The sequence below is a fragment of the Bacillus sp. sid0103 genome (assembly GCF_019219025.1).
The window spans coordinates 140,115-163,754 of sequence record NZ_JAHUWN010000006.1; the positions used below are offsets into that span (position 1 = coordinate 140,115).

At 38.5% G+C, this 23,640-nt stretch carries 21 protein-coding genes; 17 read left to right on the plus strand and 4 right to left on the minus strand.

Annotated features, from left to right (window positions below; translation table 11 throughout):
* Positions 1 to 3: 3 nt before the first annotated feature.
* The 5 genes from KW850_RS08960 (at position 4) to glnA (ending at position 6,423) form a co-directional block, all read left to right on the plus strand.
* Positions 4 to 873, plus strand: coding sequence for an ABC transporter permease (locus KW850_RS08960; RefSeq protein ID WP_218347218.1), 870 nt, complete (start codon positions 4 to 6; stop codon positions 871 to 873).
* Between the two features lie 124 nt (positions 874 to 997).
* Positions 998 to 2,137: an FMNH2-dependent alkanesulfonate monooxygenase gene (gene ssuD / locus KW850_RS08965; RefSeq protein ID WP_218347219.1), complete on the plus strand. Its 1,140-nt coding sequence runs from the start codon at positions 998 to 1,000 to the stop codon at positions 2,135 to 2,137.
* A gap of 164 nt (positions 2,138 to 2,301) precedes the next feature.
* Positions 2,302 to 4,110: a glycosyl hydrolase family 18 protein gene (locus KW850_RS08970; RefSeq protein ID WP_218347220.1), complete on the plus strand. Its 1,809-nt coding sequence runs from the start codon at positions 2,302 to 2,304 to the stop codon at positions 4,108 to 4,110.
* 108 nt (positions 4,111 to 4,218) lie between these two features.
* The gene (locus KW850_RS08975; protein WP_218347221.1) at positions 4,219 to 4,668 is read left to right on the plus strand and encodes a DinB family protein; all 450 of its coding nucleotides are present in this window, start codon (positions 4,219 to 4,221) and stop codon (positions 4,666 to 4,668) included.
* 390 nt (positions 4,669 to 5,058) lie between these two features.
* A complete protein-coding gene (gene glnA, locus KW850_RS08980; protein ID WP_218347222.1) occupies positions 5,059 to 6,423 on the plus strand; it encodes a type I glutamate--ammonia ligase in 1,365 nt (454 codons plus the stop codon).
* A gap of 149 nt (positions 6,424 to 6,572) precedes the next feature.
* On the opposite strand, the gene KW850_RS08985 is transcribed toward glnA, so the two are convergent.
* Complete coding sequence (locus KW850_RS08985) at positions 6,573 to 6,806, minus strand: ABC transporter (RefSeq protein WP_218347223.1); 234 nt, start codon at positions 6,804 to 6,806, stop codon at positions 6,573 to 6,575.
* Between the two features lie 456 nt (positions 6,807 to 7,262).
* Here KW850_RS08985 and KW850_RS08990 point away from each other — a divergent pair, with 456 nt between their 5' ends.
* Both KW850_RS08990 and KW850_RS08995 read left to right on the plus strand, forming a co-directional pair.
* Positions 7,263 to 8,258 carry a hypothetical protein gene (locus tag KW850_RS08990; RefSeq protein WP_218347224.1) on the plus strand — a complete coding sequence of 332 codons (996 nt, stop codon included), beginning with the start codon at positions 7,263 to 7,265 and terminating at the stop codon, positions 8,256 to 8,258.
* 192 nt (positions 8,259 to 8,450) lie between these two features.
* The gene (locus KW850_RS08995; RefSeq protein ID WP_218347225.1) at positions 8,451 to 9,524 is read left to right on the plus strand and encodes an NAD(P)H-dependent flavin oxidoreductase; all 1,074 of its coding nucleotides are present in this window, start codon (positions 8,451 to 8,453) and stop codon (positions 9,522 to 9,524) included.
* A gap of 70 nt (positions 9,525 to 9,594) precedes the next feature.
* On the opposite strand, the gene KW850_RS09000 is transcribed toward KW850_RS08995, so the two are convergent.
* Positions 9,595 to 10,350 carry a YqcI/YcgG family protein gene (locus KW850_RS09000; protein ID WP_218347226.1) on the minus strand — a complete coding sequence of 252 codons (756 nt, stop codon included), beginning with the start codon at positions 10,348 to 10,350 and terminating at the stop codon, positions 9,595 to 9,597.
* 198 nt (positions 10,351 to 10,548) lie between these two features.
* Between KW850_RS09000 and KW850_RS09005 the strand changes: the two genes are divergently transcribed.
* From KW850_RS09005 to KW850_RS09045, 9 genes are all read left to right on the plus strand, one after another.
* Positions 10,549 to 11,499, plus strand: a complete 951-nt coding sequence (locus KW850_RS09005) for a ribose-phosphate diphosphokinase (protein WP_308128772.1) — start codon at positions 10,549 to 10,551, stop codon at positions 11,497 to 11,499.
* Positions 11,500 to 11,758: 259 nt separating this feature from the next.
* Complete coding sequence (locus KW850_RS09010) at positions 11,759 to 13,324, plus strand: acetate--CoA ligase (protein WP_218347331.1); 1,566 nt, start codon at positions 11,759 to 11,761, stop codon at positions 13,322 to 13,324.
* Between the two features lie 136 nt (positions 13,325 to 13,460).
* Positions 13,461 to 14,855: an MATE family efflux transporter gene (locus tag KW850_RS09015; protein WP_218347228.1), complete on the plus strand. Its 1,395-nt coding sequence runs from the start codon at positions 13,461 to 13,463 to the stop codon at positions 14,853 to 14,855.
* 88 nt (positions 14,856 to 14,943) lie between these two features.
* Entirely contained in the window at positions 14,944 to 15,864 is a 921-nt protein-coding gene (locus KW850_RS09020) for a carbohydrate kinase family protein (RefSeq protein ID WP_256358157.1), read from the plus strand.
* Between the two features lie 178 nt (positions 15,865 to 16,042).
* A complete protein-coding gene (gene purU / locus KW850_RS09025; protein WP_218347229.1) occupies positions 16,043 to 16,942 on the plus strand; it encodes a formyltetrahydrofolate deformylase in 900 nt (299 codons plus the stop codon).
* Between the two features lie 129 nt (positions 16,943 to 17,071).
* Positions 17,072 to 17,776 (plus strand): helix-turn-helix transcriptional regulator, encoded by a 705-nt coding sequence (locus KW850_RS09030; RefSeq protein WP_218347230.1) that lies wholly within the window; start codon positions 17,072 to 17,074, stop codon positions 17,774 to 17,776.
* 6 nt (positions 17,777 to 17,782) lie between these two features.
* Positions 17,783 to 18,421, plus strand: coding sequence for a GTP cyclohydrolase I FolE (gene folE, locus KW850_RS09035; RefSeq protein ID WP_218347231.1), 639 nt, complete (start codon positions 17,783 to 17,785; stop codon positions 18,419 to 18,421).
* Positions 18,422 to 18,436: 15 nt separating this feature from the next.
* Positions 18,437 to 18,637: a CDGSH iron-sulfur domain-containing protein gene (locus KW850_RS09040; RefSeq protein WP_218347232.1), complete on the plus strand. Its 201-nt coding sequence runs from the start codon at positions 18,437 to 18,439 to the stop codon at positions 18,635 to 18,637.
* Positions 18,638 to 18,895: 258 nt separating this feature from the next.
* Positions 18,896 to 19,318, plus strand: coding sequence for an SRPBCC family protein (locus KW850_RS09045; RefSeq protein ID WP_218347233.1), 423 nt, complete (start codon positions 18,896 to 18,898; stop codon positions 19,316 to 19,318).
* A 109-nt stretch (positions 19,319 to 19,427) separates the two neighbouring features.
* On the opposite strand, the gene guaD is transcribed toward KW850_RS09045, so the two are convergent.
* A complete protein-coding gene (gene guaD, locus KW850_RS09050; RefSeq protein ID WP_218347234.1) occupies positions 19,428 to 20,795 on the minus strand; it encodes a guanine deaminase in 1,368 nt (455 codons plus the stop codon).
* Between the two features lie 203 nt (positions 20,796 to 20,998).
* Between guaD and KW850_RS09055 the strand changes: the two genes are divergently transcribed.
* Complete coding sequence (locus KW850_RS09055; protein WP_218347235.1) at positions 20,999 to 22,567, plus strand: catalase; 1,569 nt, start codon at positions 20,999 to 21,001, stop codon at positions 22,565 to 22,567.
* An 82-nt stretch (positions 22,568 to 22,649) separates the two neighbouring features.
* Here KW850_RS09055 and KW850_RS09060 read toward each other — a convergent pair whose 3' ends face one another.
* Positions 22,650 to 23,333 carry a Dph6-related ATP pyrophosphatase gene (locus KW850_RS09060; RefSeq protein ID WP_218347236.1) on the minus strand — a complete coding sequence of 228 codons (684 nt, stop codon included), beginning with the start codon at positions 23,331 to 23,333 and terminating at the stop codon, positions 22,650 to 22,652.
* Between the last annotated feature and the right edge of the window lie 307 nt (positions 23,334 to 23,640).

Genomic DNA, 23,640 nt, shown 5'->3' on the forward strand with positions numbered 1-23,640 from the left:
TAGATGAGCAAAGCAAAACTAGCCTTTCCATCCGATAATACGATTAGAGAATTTAGGAAACAAACAGTTGCTAAGCAGGTGAAGGGCACTAAATCCCAGGTTCCTTCATTAATAATTGCACGCGGCTTGGTTTTACCAATCCTCATTTTAGTTGTGTGGCAATTGTTAGGATCACTTTTACAGGTGTCTAATACGATTTTACCAACACCATTAGATATTTTTCAATCGTTTCGGGTTTTAATACAATCGGGTGAATTATTTGGGCATTTAAAAATCAGTGTCACCCGTGCTCTAATTGGATTTATATTAGGTGCAAGTTTGGGTCTTCTGTTCGGGACGATAACCGGTCTTTCTAAAAAAACAGAGCAATTTATTGATCCATCTTTGCAAATGTTACGGACTGTGCCCCATTTAGCATTAGCACCGCTGTTTATTCTATGGTTTGGATTGGGAGAATTATCAAAGGATTTGCTAATTGCACTTGGAGCGTTTTTCCCTTTATATGTAAATACCTTATTAGGCATTCGCGGAGTGGATAAAAAATTATTTGATGTAGCCCGCATTTTGGAATTTAGTAGATGGAAGCAAGTAACACTACTAATTTTTCCGGCTGCTCTTCCTAATATTTTACTTGGGGTTCGCCTATCATTGGGCGCCGCTTGGCTAGGATTAGTTGTTTCTGAATTGATGGGTGCAAGTGAAGGAATCGGCTATTTAATCATGGATGCAAGACAATTTACCCGCACAGATGTTGTTTTTGTTGGAATTATTATCTTTGCACTTGGCGGTAAATTAGCTGATTCTATTGTTCGTGTATTAGAGTCCAGATTATTAAAATGGCGAGATAGCTATCAGGGAGAAAATGTAAGTTAATGAATAATTGGCGTTTGCAAAAATTAAAGTTGTTTACTGGTGCGTTAAATCCGATTAAAACTATCGATTTACTAAAAATTAATATTTATTCTTTTAATTACTTTTTGTAGGGAGTGTAAAATTAATGGAAATTTTATGGTTTATTCCAACACATGGGGACAGCAGATATTTAGGAACAACAAAGGGAGGACGCCTAGCTGATTTTTCTTATTTTCGTCAAGTCGCTCAAGCAGCTGATCGTCTTGGATATACAGGGGTATTAATACCAACAGGAAGATCATGCGAGGATCCTTGGACATTAGCTTCGTCGCTGGCGGCTGTTACAGAACGATTGAAATTTTTGATTGCTGTTCGACCAGGAATTATGTCCCCGTCTGTTGCAGCAAGAATGGCTTCAACAGTGGATCGTATTTCCAATGGACGTCTTCTTATTAATGTCGTCACAGGTGGTGACCCTGTTGAATTAGCTGGTGATGGATTATTCCTTGCTCATGATGAACGTTATGAGGTTACAGATGAATTTTTAACCGTCTGGCGTAATCTTTTAGAAGGAAAAGAGGTTCAATATGATGGGAAGCATGTGAAAATAGAGGGGGGAAAACTGCTCTTTCCTCCTGTTCAGCATCCGCATCCTCCTATTTATTTCGGGGGCTCATCGCCAGCAGGGCAAGCTGTTGCCGCAAAACATACAGATGTTTACTTAACATGGGGAGAGCCACCTGCACAGGTGGAACAAAAAATAAGGGAAGTTCGCCGTTTAGCTGAGCAAGAAGGAAGAACAGTACGATTTGGTATTCGCTTACACGTAATTGTTAGGGAAACAGAAGGAGAAGCATGGGAAGCTGCTGATCGCTTAATTAAATATATTGATAATGATACGATTGAGGCAGCACAACGTACATTAGCCCGTCAAGATTCTGTTGGACAACAGAGAATGATGAAGCTCCATAAAGGAGGAAGAGAGACACTAGAAATCAGTCCGAACCTTTGGGCAGGGGTTGGTCTCGTTCGAGGTGGAGCTGGAACAGCCCTTGTAGGCAATCCTACACAAGTGGCAGAGAGGATGAAAGAATATTCGGCCTTAGGTATTGATACATTTGTGCTATCGGGATATCCACATTTAGAAGAAGCGTATCAATTCGCAGAGTTAGTATTTCCGCATTTACCGCTGAAGAAAAGAGACGGCAACAATAGCACTCAACAAAACAATCATCCCATTGGAGAAATGATAGCAAATCAGTACGTTCCTGAAACAGCAAAATAAATATTTATTAGTAAAAGGAAGGAGTACATAAACCTTCCTTTTGCTATGGTAAAAACAAAAATACCCGTAACACTCCGTATCCAATATACACTACTATCGTCCCTATTTTCAGACTATTCTTTATATTAAAATGAAAATAAAAGATGAAATGGGAGAGGGTATGGATGCTGCCACAAAAACGTAAACTACTATCTAGCAAATTATTAATTGTTTTCACTGTTATTTTAGTATTATATAGTTGTTTTAAAAATGATAAGATCGTTGAAGCCGCAAAGCCAGACCGAATAGCTCCAACTTCACCTACAAACCTCCATGAAACTGGTATTACTGACACAACCATTTCGTTAGTTTGGAATAATTCCACCGATAATACAGGTGTCACTGGTTATGACATTTACCAAGATAATAGATACATAGGGAATGTTGCTTCCACCCAGTATGTGGCTAAGAATCTGACTCCGAATACCTCCTATAGTTTTTTTATTAAAGCAAGGGATGCGCGAGGAAATCTTTCGAATCCCAGTAATCTCATTCAAGTTACAACGAATCCTAAGACATCGATGGACCAACCTCCCCAAGTCAGTGAAATCCAAGTTTCTCCTATTGCGAGTGATGGGAAGACAGTAAGTGGAACCGTTACTTTGTCAGTAAATGCGAGCGATGATAAAGGAATTAGTAAGGTTGAGTTTTATAGTAATAATGGCGGCTATTTAATCCGCTCGCTATCAACCGCTCCTTATACAGTGAATTGGGCTACGAATCCATGGGTGGCTGATGGAGAACAAATAGTAAAAGTCGTTGCTTACGACACTGCAAATCAAACAGCTCAAGTTTCTAGAACGATTCTAGTAAATAATTCCGTTACTCCAGTACCAACAGAATATAAAACAGTGGGTTATTTTGCAGGTTGGGCTACCTACTCGAATTATCAAGTTACCGATATTGATGCTAGTAAACTCACTCATTTGAATTATGCATTTGCTAATATTTCTGCTGATGGAAAAATAGAAGTGGGCGACCCATGGGCCGATATTGAACAATCATTTCCCGGTGATACAGCAGATCAGCCTTATAAAGGGAATTTCTATCAATTAACGAAACTTAAACAACAATATCCACATTTAAAAACCTTAATCTCAGTCGGCGGCTGGTCATGGTCGGACAACTTTTCGGATGTTGCATTAACCGATCAATCCCGAACCATCTTTGCAGATAGTTGTCTGCAATTTATCTTAAAATATGGATTTGATGGAATCGATTTGGATTGGGAATATCCAGTTGCTGGAGGAGAAGCGGGAAATAGTAATCGTCCTGAGGATAAGCAAAATTTTACACTTTTAATCAAGAAAATCAGAGAAACGTTAGATGCTCAAAGTTTAAAGGATGGAAACACGTATTTATTAACGATAGCTGGTGGGGCAAACAAAGGCTACGTAGCAAATACGGAATTAAACCTGCTTCAACAGTATGTGGATTACATCCAGCTCATGACTTATGATTTTCATGGATCTTGGGATACATTGACAGGGATAAATGCTCCGTTATATCGGGATCCGGAGTCTAGATTTTCAGAATTTAGTGTTCAAGATGCTGTACAGATGTATATCAATAGTGGGGTGCCTGCGAATAAACTCGTTATGGGTATTCCTTTCTACGGAAGAGTTTACAACCAAGTAACCAATACGAATAATGGTTTATATCAGTCGTTTACGGGTGGAGGATCGGCTGTCAGTTATGGACAAATAGAAGCAAGTTACCTTAACAAAAACGCATTTACTCGTTTTTGGGAGCCTGATTCCAAAGTGCCTTGGCTGTTTAATGGTTCTCAATTTATTAGTTATGATGATACCGAATCGATTGGATATAAAACCTCTTTGATTAAGTCGATGGGGCTGGGAGGAGCCATGATGTGGGAACTAAGCCAAGATCCCAATAAGGTGTTATTAAGCAAGATTAATAATGATTTAAGATAAAAAATTAGTTTCTTTTGTTTGGCGGGAGTTAGTTGGATAGGGGTGATCCCCAACTGTATACATAAAAAAACTCTAGTCGAATATGGATTAAACCATGGAGGTGTTCACTTGGAAACAATCCGAAATATGTATGAACATTTAAATTGGTCTAATCAACGAATTTTAGAAACCTTGGAAAATATGGAAGGGGAGAACAAACAGGTTACCAATCTATTCTCACATATCCTTCTGGCAGAACAGGTGTGGTTTACTAGGTTAATAGGTTCAGATAGTTCAAACTTACCTATCTGGGCAGAAGTCCATTTAGAAACTTGTTCAGAATTGGCTAACCGAAATAATCAAAACTTTAAAGGATTCCTTACGGGTTTAACTAACCCAGCTCTCGAAAAGATCGTGTCCTATAGAAATAGTAAAGGTATAGAGTTTAATAATTCAGTAAGGGACATCTTGACCCATGTTGCACTACATGGTCAATATCACCGAGGACAAATCAATCTTCTTCTAAGGGCCAATGATACCGAGCCTGTTAACGTAGACTTTATTACTTTTAAGAGATGAGTGTAGGTAAACCAGTCCTACATTAAGGGAAGACGAATAAAAGCCACCAATACTATGTAAAACTAGGACTGAGTTAAAAAATGAGTGTTTCATCGGTGTCAGGCACCATGAAACACTCATTTTTTTCTTGCTGGTTATATTACTATGATTACTTGCTTAGGTTTTGAAGTTGCAAAAAATATACAAAGTTTTGTATAAAAATAAATACAAATACATCCAAATTTATTGAAAGTAGTAGATTTAATCAAACAAATTATGAAAACGCTTACTAAAAAATCAGCATAAATATTCAAAAAAATCACTAAAAAAGATTGTCAAACTATTCTTTTTTTATTATAATCTATTTATTGATGTAACAAAATATAACATGAAATTGCGAGGTAATGTAACATGACAAATACACTAGTTTCAAATGCGACTGTAGCCGCAACTACTCTTGAACAAATTAAAGAAACGATCAAAGAAAAAAGTGTTGAACTATTACACTTGCAATTTGTTGATATTGAAGGGATCTTAAAGCACGTTACGGTTACAAGCGAGCAATTAGAAGATGTAGTAGAAGGAAAAATGATGTTTGATGGCTCGTCTATTAAAGGTTTTTCACCTATTCATAAATCGGACCTTTATCTGCAACCAGATTTAGCTACCTTTGCGGTTCTTCCTTGGACCGTAGAAGAGGGTTATGCTGAAGCTAGATTCCTATGTTCTGTAAAGAACGCAGACGGATCACTATTTGAAGGAGATACAAGAAATGTTCTCAAGAAAACAGTGGAGCGTGCTGCTAATCATGGGTACACGATTTCAGTTGGTCCTGAGTTAGAATTTTTCCTTTTTAAAACGGATGAAAATGGATATGCAACACAAGAACTTGGTGATAAAGCAGGCTATTTTGAACCATCTCCACATGACCTTGGCGAGCGTGTTCGTTTAGAAATTTACAGAGCCTTAAAAGCAATGGGCTTCACAATTGAAGCTTCACACCATGAAGTGGCTGAAGGACAACATGAAATTAACTTTAAATATGCGGATGTATTAACTGCAGCTGATCTATCCACTACATATAAATGGGTCGTGAAGACGGTTGCGAAGAAATTCGGAATGCATGCTACATTTATGCCAAAGCCGGTATTCGGAATCAACGGTTCAGGTATGCACGTGAATATGTCATTCTTTAAAGGAAGCGAAAATGCATTTTTTGATCCATCCGATGAGTTACAATTATCTGAAAAAGCGTATCATTTCATTGCAGGTGTCCTAGAAAACGTGAAGAGCTTTACGGCAGTAACAAACCCGCTAGTAAACTCTTATAAGCGTTTAGTGCCAGGCTATGAAGCTCCTTGTTATATTGCATGGTCAGCATCTAACCGTTCAGCGCTAATTCGTATTCCTGCAAAAAAAGGTCTAGCGACACGTGTAGAATTACGCTGTCCAGATCCATCAGCTAACCCTTACTTAACGTTTGCAGTTATTGCCTCTGCAGGTTTAGATGGAATCGAACAAGGACTACAAGCGCCAGCACCAATCAATGAAGATATCTTCCATATGACGGAAGAGGAAAGAGCCTTCTTAGGCATTGATAACCTGCCTGGTAGTTTAGCAGAATCAATTAAAGAATTAGAAGCAGGAGAGATTGCTGCTAAAACACTAGGTGAGCACGTATACGGCGAGTACGTTTCATTGAAGAAATCAGAATGGGACAGCTACCGTACAGCTGTTCACACATGGGAAATTGATAACTATCATTCTAAATTCTAATTTAATAAGCGGGACAGCAGGGCTGATAACAGTCCTAGTTGCCCGCTTTTTTTAATGAAAAGGACAGGCTCTAATAAGAGACTGTCCTCCAGTAGTGGTTCCTTGCACAAAATTTAATATTCCAAGCTTGATTAATCCTGCATGCTATTTCACTTACAGTGATGCCATGCCTTCTTGAATACGCATAATCCGAAGATAAGGAATGCAAGGAATCCAATTAAAGCGATAAGGAATTTTAAAACGGTAACAATTAAACCACTTAGTCCGATTATTCCAAGCAAGAGAGTCACCCAGCCCAATGCTACAAACAATATCCAAATGGCACCTGTTAAAAATCCAAGAAAAATCCCAAAAATGCCACTGGAAGAATGGTTAGTACCCATCTGATTTCACCCCCTGTCCTAGTTTGTTCACCAACATTGTATGCGGTTTTTTTAAAAAATGTTTTATGAAAATAGAAAAAGAGGCGATTGTCCTAAAGCCGTCCTTTTTGAAAAAATATGAACAATAATTATAAAAATATTATTATAATTCGTGTTTTGTATTAATTGTTTGCTTGAAATACATAAAATTGTAGGTTTGTACAATAAAATAACAAACATTGCACAAGGAGTGAAAATGTTTGATTGATTTAAATATAGTGTAAAAAATATTATGTGAAATGGGGATGAAGTTCCAGATGAAGAATCGTTGGCTCAAAGCTATTTCAGCAGTTGGGATACATATATCACATTGTGATGTATTTCACAAAATGTTCAAGATTAGGATGGTTACCGTGCGTAATATCGTTGTATATTATCACTATAGTTATATTGTTTATATTGCTAGGGGGATTACGAATGAAAAAGATATTACAGATTTTACTAACATTTGGGCTTATTATGACACCTTTTTTTGCGCAAGCACATGTGAAATGGTTCACAAAAGTAGTGCCGCATAAGGAGTCCATTGAACATATATTATCACCCATGTTTATATATTTAACTTTAGTTGCGGCTATTGTTTTAGCCACATTAACATTGATCATTCCAAAAATGGCTGAATGGGAACCAGTGAAAAAAATGGAGAACTGGCTCTCCGGGTTAAGAAAGTACTCTAGGTATTTATTAAAATATGGGACTGCCGTTGCGTTGATGATTCAAATGCTGAATGGAACTCTATTTGCTCCTGAGTTCCATGTTGGTAGTACGATCATTACTGTATTAACATGGGTTACGATTGGATTTTTATTGATTCCGCATCATATCTCAACAAAAATTGGTGCTTCCATTTTATTCGGATTATTTATTTATGTAACGATTCATCATGGCATTTTCTATATGTTAGATTACGGGTTTTACGTAGCCATTATCGGTGTTTTAATGGTAGGAAATACAAAACTGGAGAAGGCAGGGTTCCCATTTCTTTATTTAGGGACAGGGTTATCACTCAGCTGGGTAGCCGTTGAAAAATGGGTATATCCAGGAATGGCTTTAGATATAGTCACAAACCATCATGTGCCTACATTTGGCTTCGAACCAGGTTTGTTTGTAGTGATGGCAGCATTTATTGAGTTTGTCGTGGGCTATTTGTTAGTTGTCGGTATCTTAAATCGTGTGTTAGGTTTTGTGGTAACAGGCATTTTTATCTCAACCACAATGCTCTTTGGAATGACAGAAGTCATAGGCCATTTCATGATTCATATTGTATTGATTATCTTCATTATAGAAGGTGTATCATTCTATAATCCGCCAATCAAAATGCATAAAACGAAATCAGATCAATTTATCTTCGTATTTTTAAACTTCATTTTTGTTCTAGCAACCTTTTTATTAATTTACTATCGTTTTGCTTAACTGAATTTAATATTAATCGGGAAGCGATACTTCAAGATTGAAGTATCGTTCTTTTTCATAGAATGAAAGGACGTGCAGGTTTCAAATATAACCATTATTTGTTAATATTTAAGTGAGTCATTCTTTATTGGTTCAAAAGAATATTTTCCCTTCACAAATATCGAATCATAATTGGTAGAGAGGAGGATCTTTATGAAATTACATACGAATTTATGTGAAATACTTGATATTACTTATCCGATCATTCAAGCGGGTATGGCTGGAGGTCCAACGACCGTGGACCTTGTTGCCAATGTTTCGAACGCTGGAGCTTTAGGGACTTTGGGTGCGGCGTATATGAAGCCTGAGGAAATTAGAATGGCCATCAGAGAAATTAAGAAGCGGACAACGAAACCTTTTGCAGTAAACTTGTTTTGTACCAATTGGAGCGATCAATATGAGGGGGTGGAAAAGTCACAAAAAGTACTTAATGCCATTAGAGGAAAGTTAGGTATGGAAACTTCGGAACACCACGTAGTGACGAACAACTTTTTTGAAGAACAGTTTAAAATATTAATAGAAGAAAAAGTACCTGTCATTTCTACTGCGTTCGGTGTCCTTCCTAAAGATAAAATGACTGTAGCAAAGCAGTATAACATCATCATTACTTCCATGGTAACAACTGTTCAGGAAGCACTGTTTGCTGAGGAAAATGGAACAGATATTATCATTGCCCAGGGAAGTGACGCAGGAGGACACCGCGGGACATTTGAAATTGAAAAAAACACCTATGGGGCAACAGTCGGTACCTTTTCGCTAGTCCCTCAGATTGTCGATGCTGCATCAGTGCCTGTTGTTGCTGCAGGGGGCATCATGGATAGCCGAGGTCTAGTTGCTGCCATAGCTTTAGGTGCCCAAGGGGTACAAATGGGGACCGCTTTCTTAACGACGACTGAGTCGGGGGCTCACCCCGTATACAAACAAGCTCTACTGAATAGTACGGAAGAAAGTACCGTGATAACGAAAGTTTTTTCCGGACGTCCGGCAAGGGGAATTAAAAATACATTTATACAAGCCTATTATGACGCCAAAATCTCCCCAGCGGATTTCCCAACACAAAATACCATGACCAATGATATCCGTAGACATGCAGCTTTGCAAAATAATCCCGAATATATGTCACTATGGGCAGGGCAGGCTACAAGACTATTACAAAACGAAATACCAGCAGGTAAACTTATTCATGATGTAATGGAAGGGGCCAAACGGTTACTATCTTCCAATTAATTACTGAATAAACACAAAGAATATACTTATGGTTAAAAAAGCGCAGATTCCTGCGCTTTTTTGCGTGTGGTTAATCAACATTCTTTTTTAATAATGAATGAAAGGGACACTTCGATAATGAGGCATCATCATCACGTAAAAAATATTGCCTCCACTCGTAATTGTCATTATTCCCATAACTATTTAAATCAGGATGTATACGAATCGAATCATAATTTTCTAGTCTTTTTCGAACCTTAGCTTTTATACTTTTTGCAAACGTTTCATTTCTATTGAATTCTTGTAATACCCATCTAGGTGTGATCGCTAGCATAAAGTTGTCAAAGTGTCTGCTTTTCCTATTTTGGTGGGCAGGTGTCGCGCAATACATAAAGTACTGCTCGCCATGAAAACAGAACTCCCAAATCGGATTGTGCGGGTCGAGTGGTATGTGATTCGGCCAATCCATCCCGTCCTTTTTGGATAGATCACTTAACTGCTGCCAGAATAATTGCTCAAACATTTCTACCGTATACGTGTCTTTCAAGTCTGGTGGTGTTTCATAAAAAATAATAAGCGAGGTATAGTTCCCATAATCTCTAGAAGTTTTCGTGTAGTCACTAAGTAAAGCAGCAACCTCTTCTATGGTAGAAGGAAGCTTGGGATCCCCTGCAAACCCGTAACGGATGTGGTTCTTTGTAAATCCTATCGTGGCGGGTATACAGGGGAAGGGCCTTTTTTCATCCGTTATTTTCGCTTTAAATTTCTCTAGAGCTGTTCGTTCCCATTGTTGGAGTTGGGGGCGTAGTAAAGGGGTATCATGAAAGAGTGTTTTTATTTTAATCACCTCCTAATGGCTCATACAGTATATTCATGGGTGGATGAGGGAGGTGAATGTTCGAACCAATATGGGCGGAGGGTGTATCATTTTGTTTTAAAAGTTTCTTCTAGGGTGTATTTCCTACCACTATGTTGATTAATATAGTAAAATAAGATGGATCGATATGAAGTAAAAGAAGAAATTCAAACGTGTGGAGGATCTAAGGTGACATATCAACAAAACAAACGATTTAAACTGTTTTCATTGAATTCCAATCAAAAGCTCTCAACAGAGATGGCAGAACTCTTGGGCTGCGAGTTAGGTAAATGTTCTGTATCTCATTTTAGTGATGGGGAGATTCAAATTCATATTGAAGAAAGTGTACGCGGCAGTGAGGTGTTTGTAGTTCAATCCACTTCCTACCCTGTCAATGACAATATTTTAGAACTCCTAATCATGATTGATGCTCTAAAAAGAGCATCTGCAAGCATCATTAATGTGGTCATTCCATACTATGGCTATGGTCGACAAGATCGAAAGGCACGTTCGCGGGAGCCAATTACAGCGAAACTAGTTGCGAACCTTTTAGAAACGACTGGTGCAAGTAGAATTCTTACAATGGACCTCCATACTTCCCAAATACAAGGTTTCTTTGATATTCCTGTTGAACATTTATATGGTGTTCCGATCCTTGGACAGTATTTTCAGGAAAAAGGCCTAGAAGATATTGTTATTGTAGCGCCTCATAATGGCAGCATTGGCAGAGCAAGAAAAGTGGCCAACCTCTTACACGCTCCAATTGCCCTGATTGATAAAAGAAAATTTGAAGAAAACGGTCCCGAATCCGTTAATGTTATTGGTAATGTTGATGGAAAAAATGTGGTTATTATTGATGATTTAATTGATACAGGTGAAACCATCACTTTAGCAGCAAAGGCTCTAGAAGAAAACGGGGCAAAAGCAATTTATGCCGGATGCACCCATCCTGTTTTTACAGACAAAGCGATTGAAAAAATTGCATCGTCACCGATTAAAGAATTAGTCGTAACCAATACCATCCAGTTACCAGAAGAGAAAATCATCAATAAAATAAAATCGATATCTGTTGCCCCACTGCTTGTCGAGGCAATTGATCGAATTCATAATGAGAAAGCAGTAAGTCCTTTATTTGAATAAGTTATCTTGCGAAGCCAACTAATTATTATAGTTGGCTTTTTTTATAGAGGAAAAAAAGTGGGTTAGGACTAGATAATAAGGCTTAGTATTAGATTTAATTCCTAAGTCTAAATAATTTACATAGATTTTTAAAGTGATATTATTGTAAGAGTAAATATTATTTTGATATCTTATGTTACCACCAGGTACTAACTATTTGGAATCAAGCTAAGTTACATGGGGAACCCAAATTCTAAACTACCAAGAATGGAGATTGAAAATTGTGGATTTGAAATCATTGATCGCACCAGAGCACTTTAATTTAGCAAGTGAAATTTCTAAGCATCACTCCGAAAAAATCGCTTTACGCTGGCAAAATGAACTCGGAGAAACGATAACGATCTCTTATGCTCAGTTAATCACAAAAGCCAATAAACTTGCCAATGGGTTAACTAAATTAGGACTAGAGAAAGGTGACCGGATTGTTGTCATGAGTACACGACTCATTGAATCATATGTCATCTATTTAGCTTGTTTAAAAGCAGGATTAGTCATTAGCCCATCATCAGAACTTTTAAGGGCAAAGGATTTAGTGTATCGCTTGAATCATTCAGAAGCGAAAGCCGTCATTTCTTATTCCGAGTTAATTGAAGAATTCGAAAATATAAGTGAAGAAACACCATTTTTACAATTTAAGATTGCCTTTGGTCAGGAAGTACCAAATTGGCTTTCGTTAGAAGTTTTAGTAGAAGAGGAATCAGACATTTTCAATGATGTCGATACGCGAAGTGAAGATACTGCCTTTTTAGCTTATACTTCCGGGACAACCGGACAGCCTAAAGGGGTTGTACATAGCCATGGCTGGGGCTACGCTCATTTACGAATTGCGGCTTCCAAATGGCTGAATATAAGTGAGGACGATCTGGTTTGGGCTACGGCTTCCCCAGGATGGCAAAAATGGGTTTGGAGTCCATTTTTATCAATTCTCGGATCTGGAGCAACAGGATTTATCTATCATGGCAGGTTTAATCCGCACAAATATTTACGTCTTCTTCAAGATCACAAAGTAAATGTTTTGTGCTGCACACCTACCGAATACCGGATGATGGCTAAATTAGATGATCTATCTACCTTCGACCTATCCCACTTACACACGGCTGTTTCTGCAGGTGAGGCACTGAATCGGGAAGTCATCGATGTGTTTAAAGAACATTTTCAGATCCTGATTCGCGATGGTTATGGCCAGACAGAAAGTACGTTATTGATTGCTAATTTAAATGTGGATGAAAAAAAATTAGGATCAATGGGACAGCCGCTGTTAGAAGAATTTATTGATGTAATCGATGAAAACGGCGAACCGGCACCGATCAACCAAGTAGGGACGATTGCGATTAGAAGCGATTTCCCCGCCTTATTTAAACAATATTACAAAAATCCAGTGACCACCGCTTCTTCCTATCAAGGGCAATATTTTTTGACCGGTGACCGTGCAATGAAAGACGAGGATAACTATTATTGGTTCCAGGGTAGAAAAGATGATGTGATCATCAGCTCTGGTTATACGATTGGACCTTTTGAAGTAGAAGATGCATTAATGAAACATAAATCGGTAAAAGAGTGCGCGGTAGTTGCATTGCCAGATCCAATTAGAGGAAACGTTGTAAAAGCATTTGTTGTGTTGAAAGACGGGACTCTAGGTACAGCAGAGTTGTCCAAGGAATTACAGGGGTTTGTAAAAAAATTAACAGCGCCTTATAAGTATCCACGGGTGATCGAATATATTGAGGTACTGCCTAAAACAGATTCAGGAAAAATTCGTCGTGTAGAACTGCGAACGCAACGATAATGAATAAGGAATTGGACATTTATTCCATTAGCTATAAACCTTTACACACTTCCAAATTGTGGTATAATTATCCGTATTAAAATTTACAAATATGGTAGGTACCAGTCCAAAAATTCCATCAAAGAAGTGTTGAGTAATGAATAAATTAGAACTGAATATTAGGCACCGAACGGTTTCTTTGTTAGATAAGTATTTTTCTGGCGAATCCATAGATTACAAGAAAATATTTGCAATTATCTTGCCCATTTTCGTAGACCAGGCCTTTTTAATTATCATGAGTTTATTAAACACAGCGATGATTAGTTCGGCTGGAGTGGCAGCGGTTAGTGCCGTGAGTATGGTAGATTCATTGAATATTTTCCTAGCCAATGTCTTTATAGCTGTCGCAACAGGCGGAACCGTGATTGTGGCCCAATATAAAGGGAGCGGGAATGGGGAAATGGTGTCCAAAACTGCCACACAAGCGATAACTGCAGTTACCCTATTTTCAGTCCTAATCAGCACCCTAGTTATCATTTTTCATACGCCAACCTTAAATCTTTTATTTGGTAAAGCGGAAGCAGATGTATTTCAAAACGCAAGGATCTATCTTATCGGCAGCTGTCTTTCTTTTCCATTTATCGCTATCTTTCAGGCGGTGACTGGCGCTTTAAGAGGTGTGGGAGAGACGAAACCCTGCCTAAATTTATCGTTATTAATGAATTTAACCAATACGATTCTAAATCTATTATTGATTACATTCTTTAACATGGGTGTGGAAGGGCTCGTCATATCCACGCTTTTGGCTAGATTTTTAGGAATGGCCGCTTCTTTGGTTTATGTCTTAAAATATAATGAGACCATCCGTTTCAAGATGAAAAATGCGGTTAGAATTGACCTGTCTATTTTAAAAAAGGTAATGTATATTGGGCTGCCTTTCGCTGCGGAACAAATCTTTTTCAATGGTGGAAAGCTGCTTACGCAAACATTTATTGTTCAGTTAGGCACCCTTTCACTTACCGTTTATGCGATCGGAAATGCAATAATGATGGTATATCAAATCGGACCTAATTCTATCGGAATCGCCATCGTCACCATTGTGGGGCAGTGTATTGGGCGAAGGAATATTGCGGACGCGAGGAAATTTATCTTTTCGTTAATTGGCCTTTCCTCGATTATTTTTGTCATCGCCGCTTTCTTGTTATTACCATTGTTTCCGTTGTTGATAAAAATGTTTAATCCACCGGAAGAAATTGTTCCCACAATCTTTACACTAGTGTTAATTGGTGCCATTGCCCAACCACTTCTGTGGTCACCCAGCTTTATTATGCCATCAGCTTTACGGGCAGCGGGGGATTCGAATTTTACTTCGATCGCCTCCTTGCTGTCAATGTGGCTGTTACGGGTAATCCTAGGCTATGTTTTAGGTATTACCTTAGGCTTTGGGATTGTTGGCGTCTGGGTTGCAATGATTGTAGAATGGGGTACTCGAGGAATCATCTTTGGATGGCGGTTCAAAGGGAAAAAATGGTATGCACATAAACTGGTTTAATCATCTTGAAGGATCCTCCTCAACAATTTTCAATTGAGGAGGATTTTTCATATAATCATCATAGATACATCATAGAAGGAGGACTATCTTGGAGCAAAAAGGAGTCATTTCACTAGGGGAAGCATTTGTAGACTTTATTTCAATGGACCAAACCAATACTAAATACCAAAAGCTGTTGGGGGGAGCTACCGTAAACTTAGCAGTGGGGATAAGGAGACTCGGACTTCCTGCATATTATTTATGTAAACTAGGGAGCGATGAAATAAGTCAATTTGTTGAACAAGAATTAGAGAAAGAACGAGTGGATAGTTCATTTTCGGTTCATACCGCGAGCAAGAAAATTTGTGGTGTGTATGTTCATTTAAATGAAATCGGTGAGCGTTATTTTCATTCATACATAAACCATACTCCAGATGAAGTATTATCTGAGAATGAATTGCGGAGGGAAGTTTTTGAGAGGGCGAAGATTTTTTATTTTGGTTCAGGAACGCTTTTTCATGAGAAAGCAAAGAAAACAACAAAAACAGCACTGAAATATGCCAAGGACACTGGCAACATCATTGCTTTTGACGCTAACCTTCGGCTCAAGCGTTGGGAAAGTGAGGACCATTGTCGTCAAACAGTCTCTTCCTTCCTTAAACATGCTGATATCGTCAAACTTGCTGAAGATGAACTACATTTTTTATCGGAAACAGATTCATTAGAGGCAGGTTTAGGTCAATTATCTAAATGGAAGATTCCTTATCTGTTTATCACGATGGGAAGCAAGGGCGCATGTGCTGTTATTGATGGTCAACAAGTTTTCGCACCAGCTCCGGCCGTACAGGCTATCGATACAACAGGGGCAGGGGATGCCTTTATGTCCGCTCTTTTGTATTGCTTTCACGAAAAAGGGCTGCCGGCCAAACTATCCCAAATCAAAGAGTACCTTCAATATGCAAATAAAATAGGAGCTGCCGCGACAACAGAAATCGGCTCTCTGACCGTAAATGTTGATAAAAAAATCTAACTGGAAACCTGGGTCTAACATTCATATGGGCTCAGGTTTTTCAATTGGAATCAGCATAAGATGTTGTGCACGTATACTAAATGTTTTTGAAGTTAGGGAATTTTCAAAATAATGATTACCTAATGCGTACAACTAATGTATAATGTTTTAAACAATGATAGGGAGAGGTTTTTTCAACATGAACTCATATATAAAAGATCAAATTGAACAATTTCAAGAAAAGAATAAGAACCGGGGATGTCTTTTGGTTAGCTGCCCGGACCAACCTGGAATTGTTGCAGCCATTTCGAAATTTTTGTATTCCTATAATGCAAATATTATCGAATCCAGCCAATACTCTACTAATCCCGAGGGCGGAACTTTTTTCATTCGGATTGAATTTGAATGTCCGGGTCTAAAGGAAAAAGCGATAGACATGGAGAATAAGTTTGCTGAAATTGTGGAACAGTTTTCGATGGAGTGGAACTTTACCCATGTTTATCATGTGAAAAAAGCAGCAATCTTTGTATCAAAAGAGCTTCATTGTTTGCATGAGCTTTTATGGGAATGGCAAAGTGGAGATCTAATGGCTGATATTGCCCTAGTTATCAGCAATCATGAAACCGCAAGAGAGGTTGTTGAAGGACTAAACATCCCGTTTTATTACGTTCCAGCCAATAAGGATATCCGCGGACAAGCTGAAGCCGCTCAACTTAAACTACTAAAGGAGTATGATATTGATTTCGTTGTATTGGCCCGCTATATGCAAATCTTATCTCCGAAATTTGTAGAAGAAAATCCTAACAAAATCATTAATATTCATCATTCATTCTTACCAGCCTTTGTGGGTGCAAGACCCTATGAGCGGGCATTTGACCGTGGAGTGAAATTGATTGGTGCGACTTCTCATTATGTGACCAATGACCTGGATGAAGGACCTATCATTGAACAGGATATTAGTCGGGTTGATCATCATGATAATGTTGATAGTCTTAAAAAAATTGGCCGTAGAATTGAAAGAAGTGTCTTAGCACGAGCTGTTAAATGGCATATTGAAGACCGTATTATCGTCCATCAAAATAAAACCATTGTTTTCTAAAATCCCTTTCCGAGGGATTTTTTTTTTTAGATTTTGAAAACGTGAATTTTTCCATTTTTTCAATAAAAATCTTGAACTATTCGAAAGTTAGCTGAATATACATTTAAGAAAGAGCAGGGAGGGGAGAGATTGAGTTTTCAGGCCGATCATTTGTCGGAACCAAGAAGAAGAATCGTTCGTGCGATTAAAACAAGCGGTGCTTCGTCCATGAGCGAACTTGCTTCATATTTGGAAATGTCCGGTGAGGCTGTCCGTCAGCATCTCCTCCATTTAGAAAAGGACGGCTGGATTATTCGAATTGCCGAAACGAGGAATGGCATTGGCCGGCCTCACATACGATATCGATTAACCTCTGCTGGCGAACATCTCTTTGAAAAAAATTACGATCACTTAACGATTGAAGTACTTGACACGTTGGTCAATCATCTCGGAATGAATGCACTTAAAGAGGTGCTTACCGCAATGATTGATGAAAGGGTGCGTGACTGGGAACCGAAATTGCGGGGGCTTAGTACAATCGAGAGATTAAATGTTCTTACTAATTATTATGCAAAAGATGACTTTTTTATGGAAGTAGTCAAAAAGGGTAAGGATTATTACCTGATTGAGCGAAATTGTCCCTTTCATAATGTTGCTCTCCGACGTCCCATCTTGTGCAGTGTTACTGTTTCCGTTCTTACACAGTTGCTTGGATGCAAGGTGCATAGAGAACAACGTCTTCAAAATGGTGATGGTTGTTGCGCTTTTCGTGTTCATCTAAATGAACAAGTGGATGAAAACACCACATGTTTAATCATTGAGAATGAATCTTCTAATACCATGTCAAAGGAATGATATGTCATGACAAGTGATCAGTTTCTTTTATTAGCTGAGAAGTTCCCAAGCTTGTTTAAACCATATACAGAGGAGAATCATCGAAATGTAATGGATGTTACCAATTTTACCTCGGCAATTAGACAGTTAATTAAACTGTGTGGGGAGGATCCTGATCGAGATGGACTACAAGATACTCCTTTTAGAGTCCTTAAAGCATTCCTTGAGTACACCGAAGGTTATCAGGAGGATCCCAAACTTCACCTCGAAAAGATGTTTGATATTCAACATAGAGGACTAATTTTAGTAAAGGAAATTGAATTCTTTTCGATGTGTGAGCATCATTTCTCGCCTTTCTTTGGTGTCGCCCACGTTGGTTATATCCCGAAAGAAAAAATCACTGGTTTATCGAAAATTGGCCGAATGGTTGATGGGTATGCAAAAAGATTTCAAGTGCAAGAGAGACTTACATCCCAGATTGCCGGAGCTATGGAAGAGGTTTTGGAACCGCAAGGAACCATGGCAGTCATTGAAGCAAAGCACATGTGTATGTGCAGCAGGGGAACGAAAAAGTCCACCACGTCAACAACCACTTCCAGTATTCATGGAGTATTTGAAACAAACGCGGATTTACGTTCCGAATTTTTCACATTAATAAAGAACTAAGGAGTTGTGATAGGAATGGAAAATCAAATTAAGATTAACGATAATGGTCCACTAGTTGTAAGTGGTGAGTTTCAAATCATGGATGCAGAGGGAAATGAATATCCAAAGAAGGGGAAAGCTTATCTATGCCGTTGTGGTCAGTCCAACAAAAAACCTTTTTGTGATGGTTCACATAAAAAAGGAGGATTTCAAAGCAGTCCTAGAGCATCTGATTAATAGAAAAGGATGAAAGGGGTGTCAGGCACCACTCTTGTAATTTGTTTCTTTTTGTATGTGGTATTGTGGTATTTTTGAATCATTTACTTGCAGCCAGGATGGGCAAACCCAACCTGGCTGTTTTAATTTCTAAGACTCTTTATTGCGGTTACAGTGAAGGCTTGATAAGATAGTATCAGGTATGTGCCACCATGAAGAAATTTCAACTTAAATTACGATATATAATAAACTAAGTAGAAGATGAGAGGCGGTATTAAAATGACAACGGGTAATAATGTAAAAATTACAGTAGAAACAACAGTTAATGCTCCAGTAGAAAAAGTATGGGAATATTGGACAGAGCCAAAACATATAACCCAATGGAACAATGCTTCAGATGACTGGCACACGCCTATTGCTGAAAATGATTTAACGGTTGGAGGAAAATTCCTAACAAGAATGGAAGCAAAGGATGGCAGTTTTGGCTTTGATTTTGGTGGGATATATGATGAAGTGAAATTAAATGAGGTTATTTCTTATACCTTAGGAGATGGAAGAAAGGTTACTATTACTTTTAAAGGTCAAGGAAACGAAACCCAGGTAATCGAAACTTTTGATGCGGAAACCACCAATCCAATTGAAATGCAACAAGCAGGATGGCAGGCAATTTTAGATAACTTTAAAAAATATGTAGAGCAATAAACAAATTGAAAAGATTTTTTTCAATTTTCATGCTTCAAAAAAGGGAGAGAATCAGTATAAAGCTGATTCTCTCTTTTGGTTTCAGGGATGTTTGTTGGCAATTTGGTCATTAAAAACGGGAATGAACTTTTACTCCTTGTACCCAAACTTCACGAATGTTTTCTGGGTTGACTAGATACATAATCTTTTGGAAGATATCATGTAAATCTTCATTTGCATGATAAATAGGAAGTTTTGAATATGCAACTGACGTATCAATGATTTGTACATCCCATGCATAGTTTTCCTCCAAGCGACCGATCGGCAAATTTAAACTTTCTCCGCCACCGGCCGTTGCGATATAGAATGCTTCATTTATAGTGATGCGTGAATTAGCTACACCGCGCTCCTCAGTTGGAAGCGTGCTGTTCACGCCATCTTCTAACATTCTAGAGACAATCACCGCTTGTCTAATATTATTAAAAAGGCTCGGTGAAAAACCGCCAGAAATGTCGGTTCCTAAACCAATTTCAACCCCTTTGGAAAGCAAATGTGCGATAGGTATGACGCTATTGGCAAAGTAAGCATTTGAGACGGGACAATGGCAAACAGCAGTACCTGTTGCAGCAAATAAATCGGCGTCTTCATCAGTTAAGAAATTACAATGTGCCATAACCGACTTTTCGCTCAATAAACCAAATTGATGTAAAGCAAACGCATCATTCTTACCGAAGCGCTTCTTTACATAACCATGTTCCCAATCACTTTCACTACAGTGCGATTGGACATACGTTTGGTACTTTGCAGCTAATTCTCCTAACCCTTTTAACGCATCATCCGTGCAGCTTGGAATAAAACGTGGGGTTACGACAGGATAAACACCCTGTTTCGCGCTCTTTGTTAATTTATTTACAGCTAAAATAAATTCCTCAGTGTCAGCTAAGGCTGTTTGTGTATCTGCGTCACGATAATAATCTGGATTTTGTTCAGGATTATCCATCACAACTTTTCCAACTAGACCGCGCTGCCCTTTTTCAGCGCATATTTCTGCTAGTAATAAACTTGCTTCTTTATGTACAGTGGCGAAATAAAGTGCTGTAGTTGTTCCATTTGCGAGTAAGGTGCTAACGACATCTTGGTAAACATCTTTCGCGAAATCTAAATCCGAAAATTTTGACTCAAGTGGAAAAGTATAGGTGTTTAACCAATCATAGAGTGGAATATCTAATGCCGTTCCAGCTTGTGCCCATTGCGGAGCATGTACATGCAAATCGACAAAACCAGGTAAGAAATATTGACCTTCAGCTAAGCGATGAAAGTTTTCTTTCTCTTGATAAGCATCTAGTAAAGGCTGGTAGTCAGTCTCTTCTGGGGAAACGACTTTTTCAATCATTCCGTTCTCGTTAATACAGAAAAGATTATCTTTTAATAGTTGGATTTCTTTTGGTGACTTGCTGGAAAAAGCAGTTCCCTGGAATACTAGTGTATATTTTTTCATAGATGGCACCTTTATGTTCGTATTTTTAAAATAAATCTTGGTTCTCCTATTATTGTAAGGATTTAACTTACTATTTATCATATCAAAGCACACTATTAAATTAAAATTTAAAAGTATCTAATTTCTAGTGAATACTGGCAATTTTTGCATAGTCCATCAGCTTTTGGAAATACTTACAAAGGTGAAAAAAAGGAGGGTTATTAATGGTCAATCAAGTAAATGGAGAGAATGAACATTCTGAAGAAATACTGACGAATCAACAGGGACACCCCGTAACGGATAACCAAAATGTCCGCACCGTTGGAAACCGTGGACCTATAACGCTAGAGAATTATGATTTCTTAGAAAAAATTAGCCATTTTGACCGTGAAAAAATTCCTGAACGTGTTGTCCATGCGCGGGGTGCTGGTGCTCATGGATATTTTGAATCTTATGGAACCATAAATGGAGAACCGATTTCGAAATATACCAGGGCGAAAGTATTTACGAACACCGAAAAACAAACACCTGTATTTGTCCGTTTTTCTTCAGTGGTTCACGGCGGGCATTCACCAGAAACATTACGTGACCCAAGAGGATTTGCCATTAAGTTTTATACAGAAGATGGTAATTGGGATTTAGTAGGGAACAATTTAAAGATATTCTTTATCAGAGACCCATTAAAATTTCCTGATATGGTGCATTCGTTTAAGCCAAGTCCGGTCACCAACCTGTCAGATCCGGAGAGAATGTTTGATTTCTTATGTCAAACACCGGAATCTATGCATATGATCACCTTTGTCTTTTCGCCTTGGGGTATTCCTTCCAACTACCGGCAAATGCAAGGGTCAGGTGTTCATGCGTATAAATGGGTGAATGAAGATGGGAAGGCTGTTCTCGTAAAATATCATTGGGAGCCAAAACAGGGCATAAAAAATCTTTCTCAACAAGAGGCAGATGAAATTCAAAGTAAGAATTATAGTCATGCCACTCAAGACTTATATGAAGCCATTGAAAAAGGTGACTATCCAGAATGGGAACTGTATGTTCAAATTATGGAAGATGGTGAGCATCCGGAACTGGATTTCGATCCATTGGATCCGACAAAGCTATGGTATAAGGAAGATTTCCAATGGCATAAGGTTGGGAGAATGGTCTTAAATAAAAACCCGGAAAATTACTTTGCTGACGTGGAACAAGTAGCTTTTGGCACGGGTGTCCTCGTGGATGGTCTTGATTTCTCCGATGATAAATTATTACAGGGGCGGACCTACTCTTATTCTGATACACAGAGGTACCGTGTGGGAACCAACTACTTGCAGCTTCCGATCAATCGACCAAAAACTCATGTTGCGACAAACCAAGACGGCGGACAAATGGATTATAGACAGGATTTCGGCAAGTTGAAAAATCCTCATGTCAATTATGAACCATCCCTAATTGGGGGATTAAAAGAAGTCAAAAACCCCGGTAAAGAACATCAGCCATATGTAGAAGGCAACCTAGTGAGAGAGAGAATCTCGCGCGAAAATAACTTTGTTCAAGCTGGTGAAACGTACCGGCGATTTAACGACTGGGAGAAGGATGAATTAATTTCAAATTTATCGGGAGCACTTGCTGCTTGTCGAAAAGAAATTCAAGACCGAATGGTGGATATGCTGACACAATGTGATCCTGATTATGGAAAGAGGATTGCTGAAGGGATTGAAAATGCTGGAAAAACTGCAGATTCAAAAATGGAAGAAGCAGTGAAACAAGCACAGGATATGGGGGAACCTTCCGATCCGTATTAAAAAGAATCGAGATTATGAAGGCGGGGGTAGTCACCCTCGCCTGTTATTTTCAATAATCACAACAATAGACCAACCTATAGTCTTAATGATTACGCTCAATTAGACGATAACTTGCAAATTCTAGCTTTTTTGTCGTTTCCAGCTGGATTAATTCTCCATGTTCCAAATGAATTCTTTTAGAAAATAGAGGTCCATCATAGACAAAAGTATGATATTCACCCGATTCTCCCATTGGACAAATAGAAGTCTTTTGGACATCTTGAAGGAACGATTCATCGATGATTCTACCGAGCCATGTGTCATCTAATAGATCTTCCCGTACACGAATCACGATTGCTTTATAGCCAGAATCAACAAACTTATCCAGGGATTGTAGCGCTGCTTCCTTTTTCATCCATAGTGGATACAGAGAATCTACACCTGCAGCGATAGCGACTTTTTCTCCCCATTCCCGGTGTTCATCTAGATATAGATCTCCGTAAGCAATTCCCGTTATATTAAATTGATTTTTCAAGGATTGTACGGCTTTGACAAATTGACTTGTATAGTTTTCGTATGTACATTCGATAAAATGAACAGGTAAGTTTAAAGCCTCGCCTTGTAGTTTAATCATTTCCATTCGCTCTCCATGGCCAAATGTCCGGCCTAGTTCTTTGGGAACCGTTGTAACCATGAAAGCCACCTCATATCCTTGCGAATGTAAAGTGTCCAAGGCCATGCAACAATCCTTTCCACCACTCCAAGATAAAGCCAATCTTTTTTTCAAGATTCATCATCCCCATTTAAGATATTTTCATTGTTTGTTATATTGCTATTTTATCATAAAAAAAAGCAACTGAGCCCGAACAGTCTAATCCAAAAAACCATAGAGAGTGTATAATGCCCGTTACGCCAAATTTTCGGTCTTAGCGGTAACCATAGAAAGTGTATGATGCCCGTTACGCCAAATTTTTGGTCTTAGCGGTAACCATAGAGAGCGTATGATGCCCGTTACACCGAATTATCGGTCTTAGCGGTAACCATAGAGAGTGTATGATGCCCGTTACGCCAAATTTTTGGTCTTAGCGGTAACC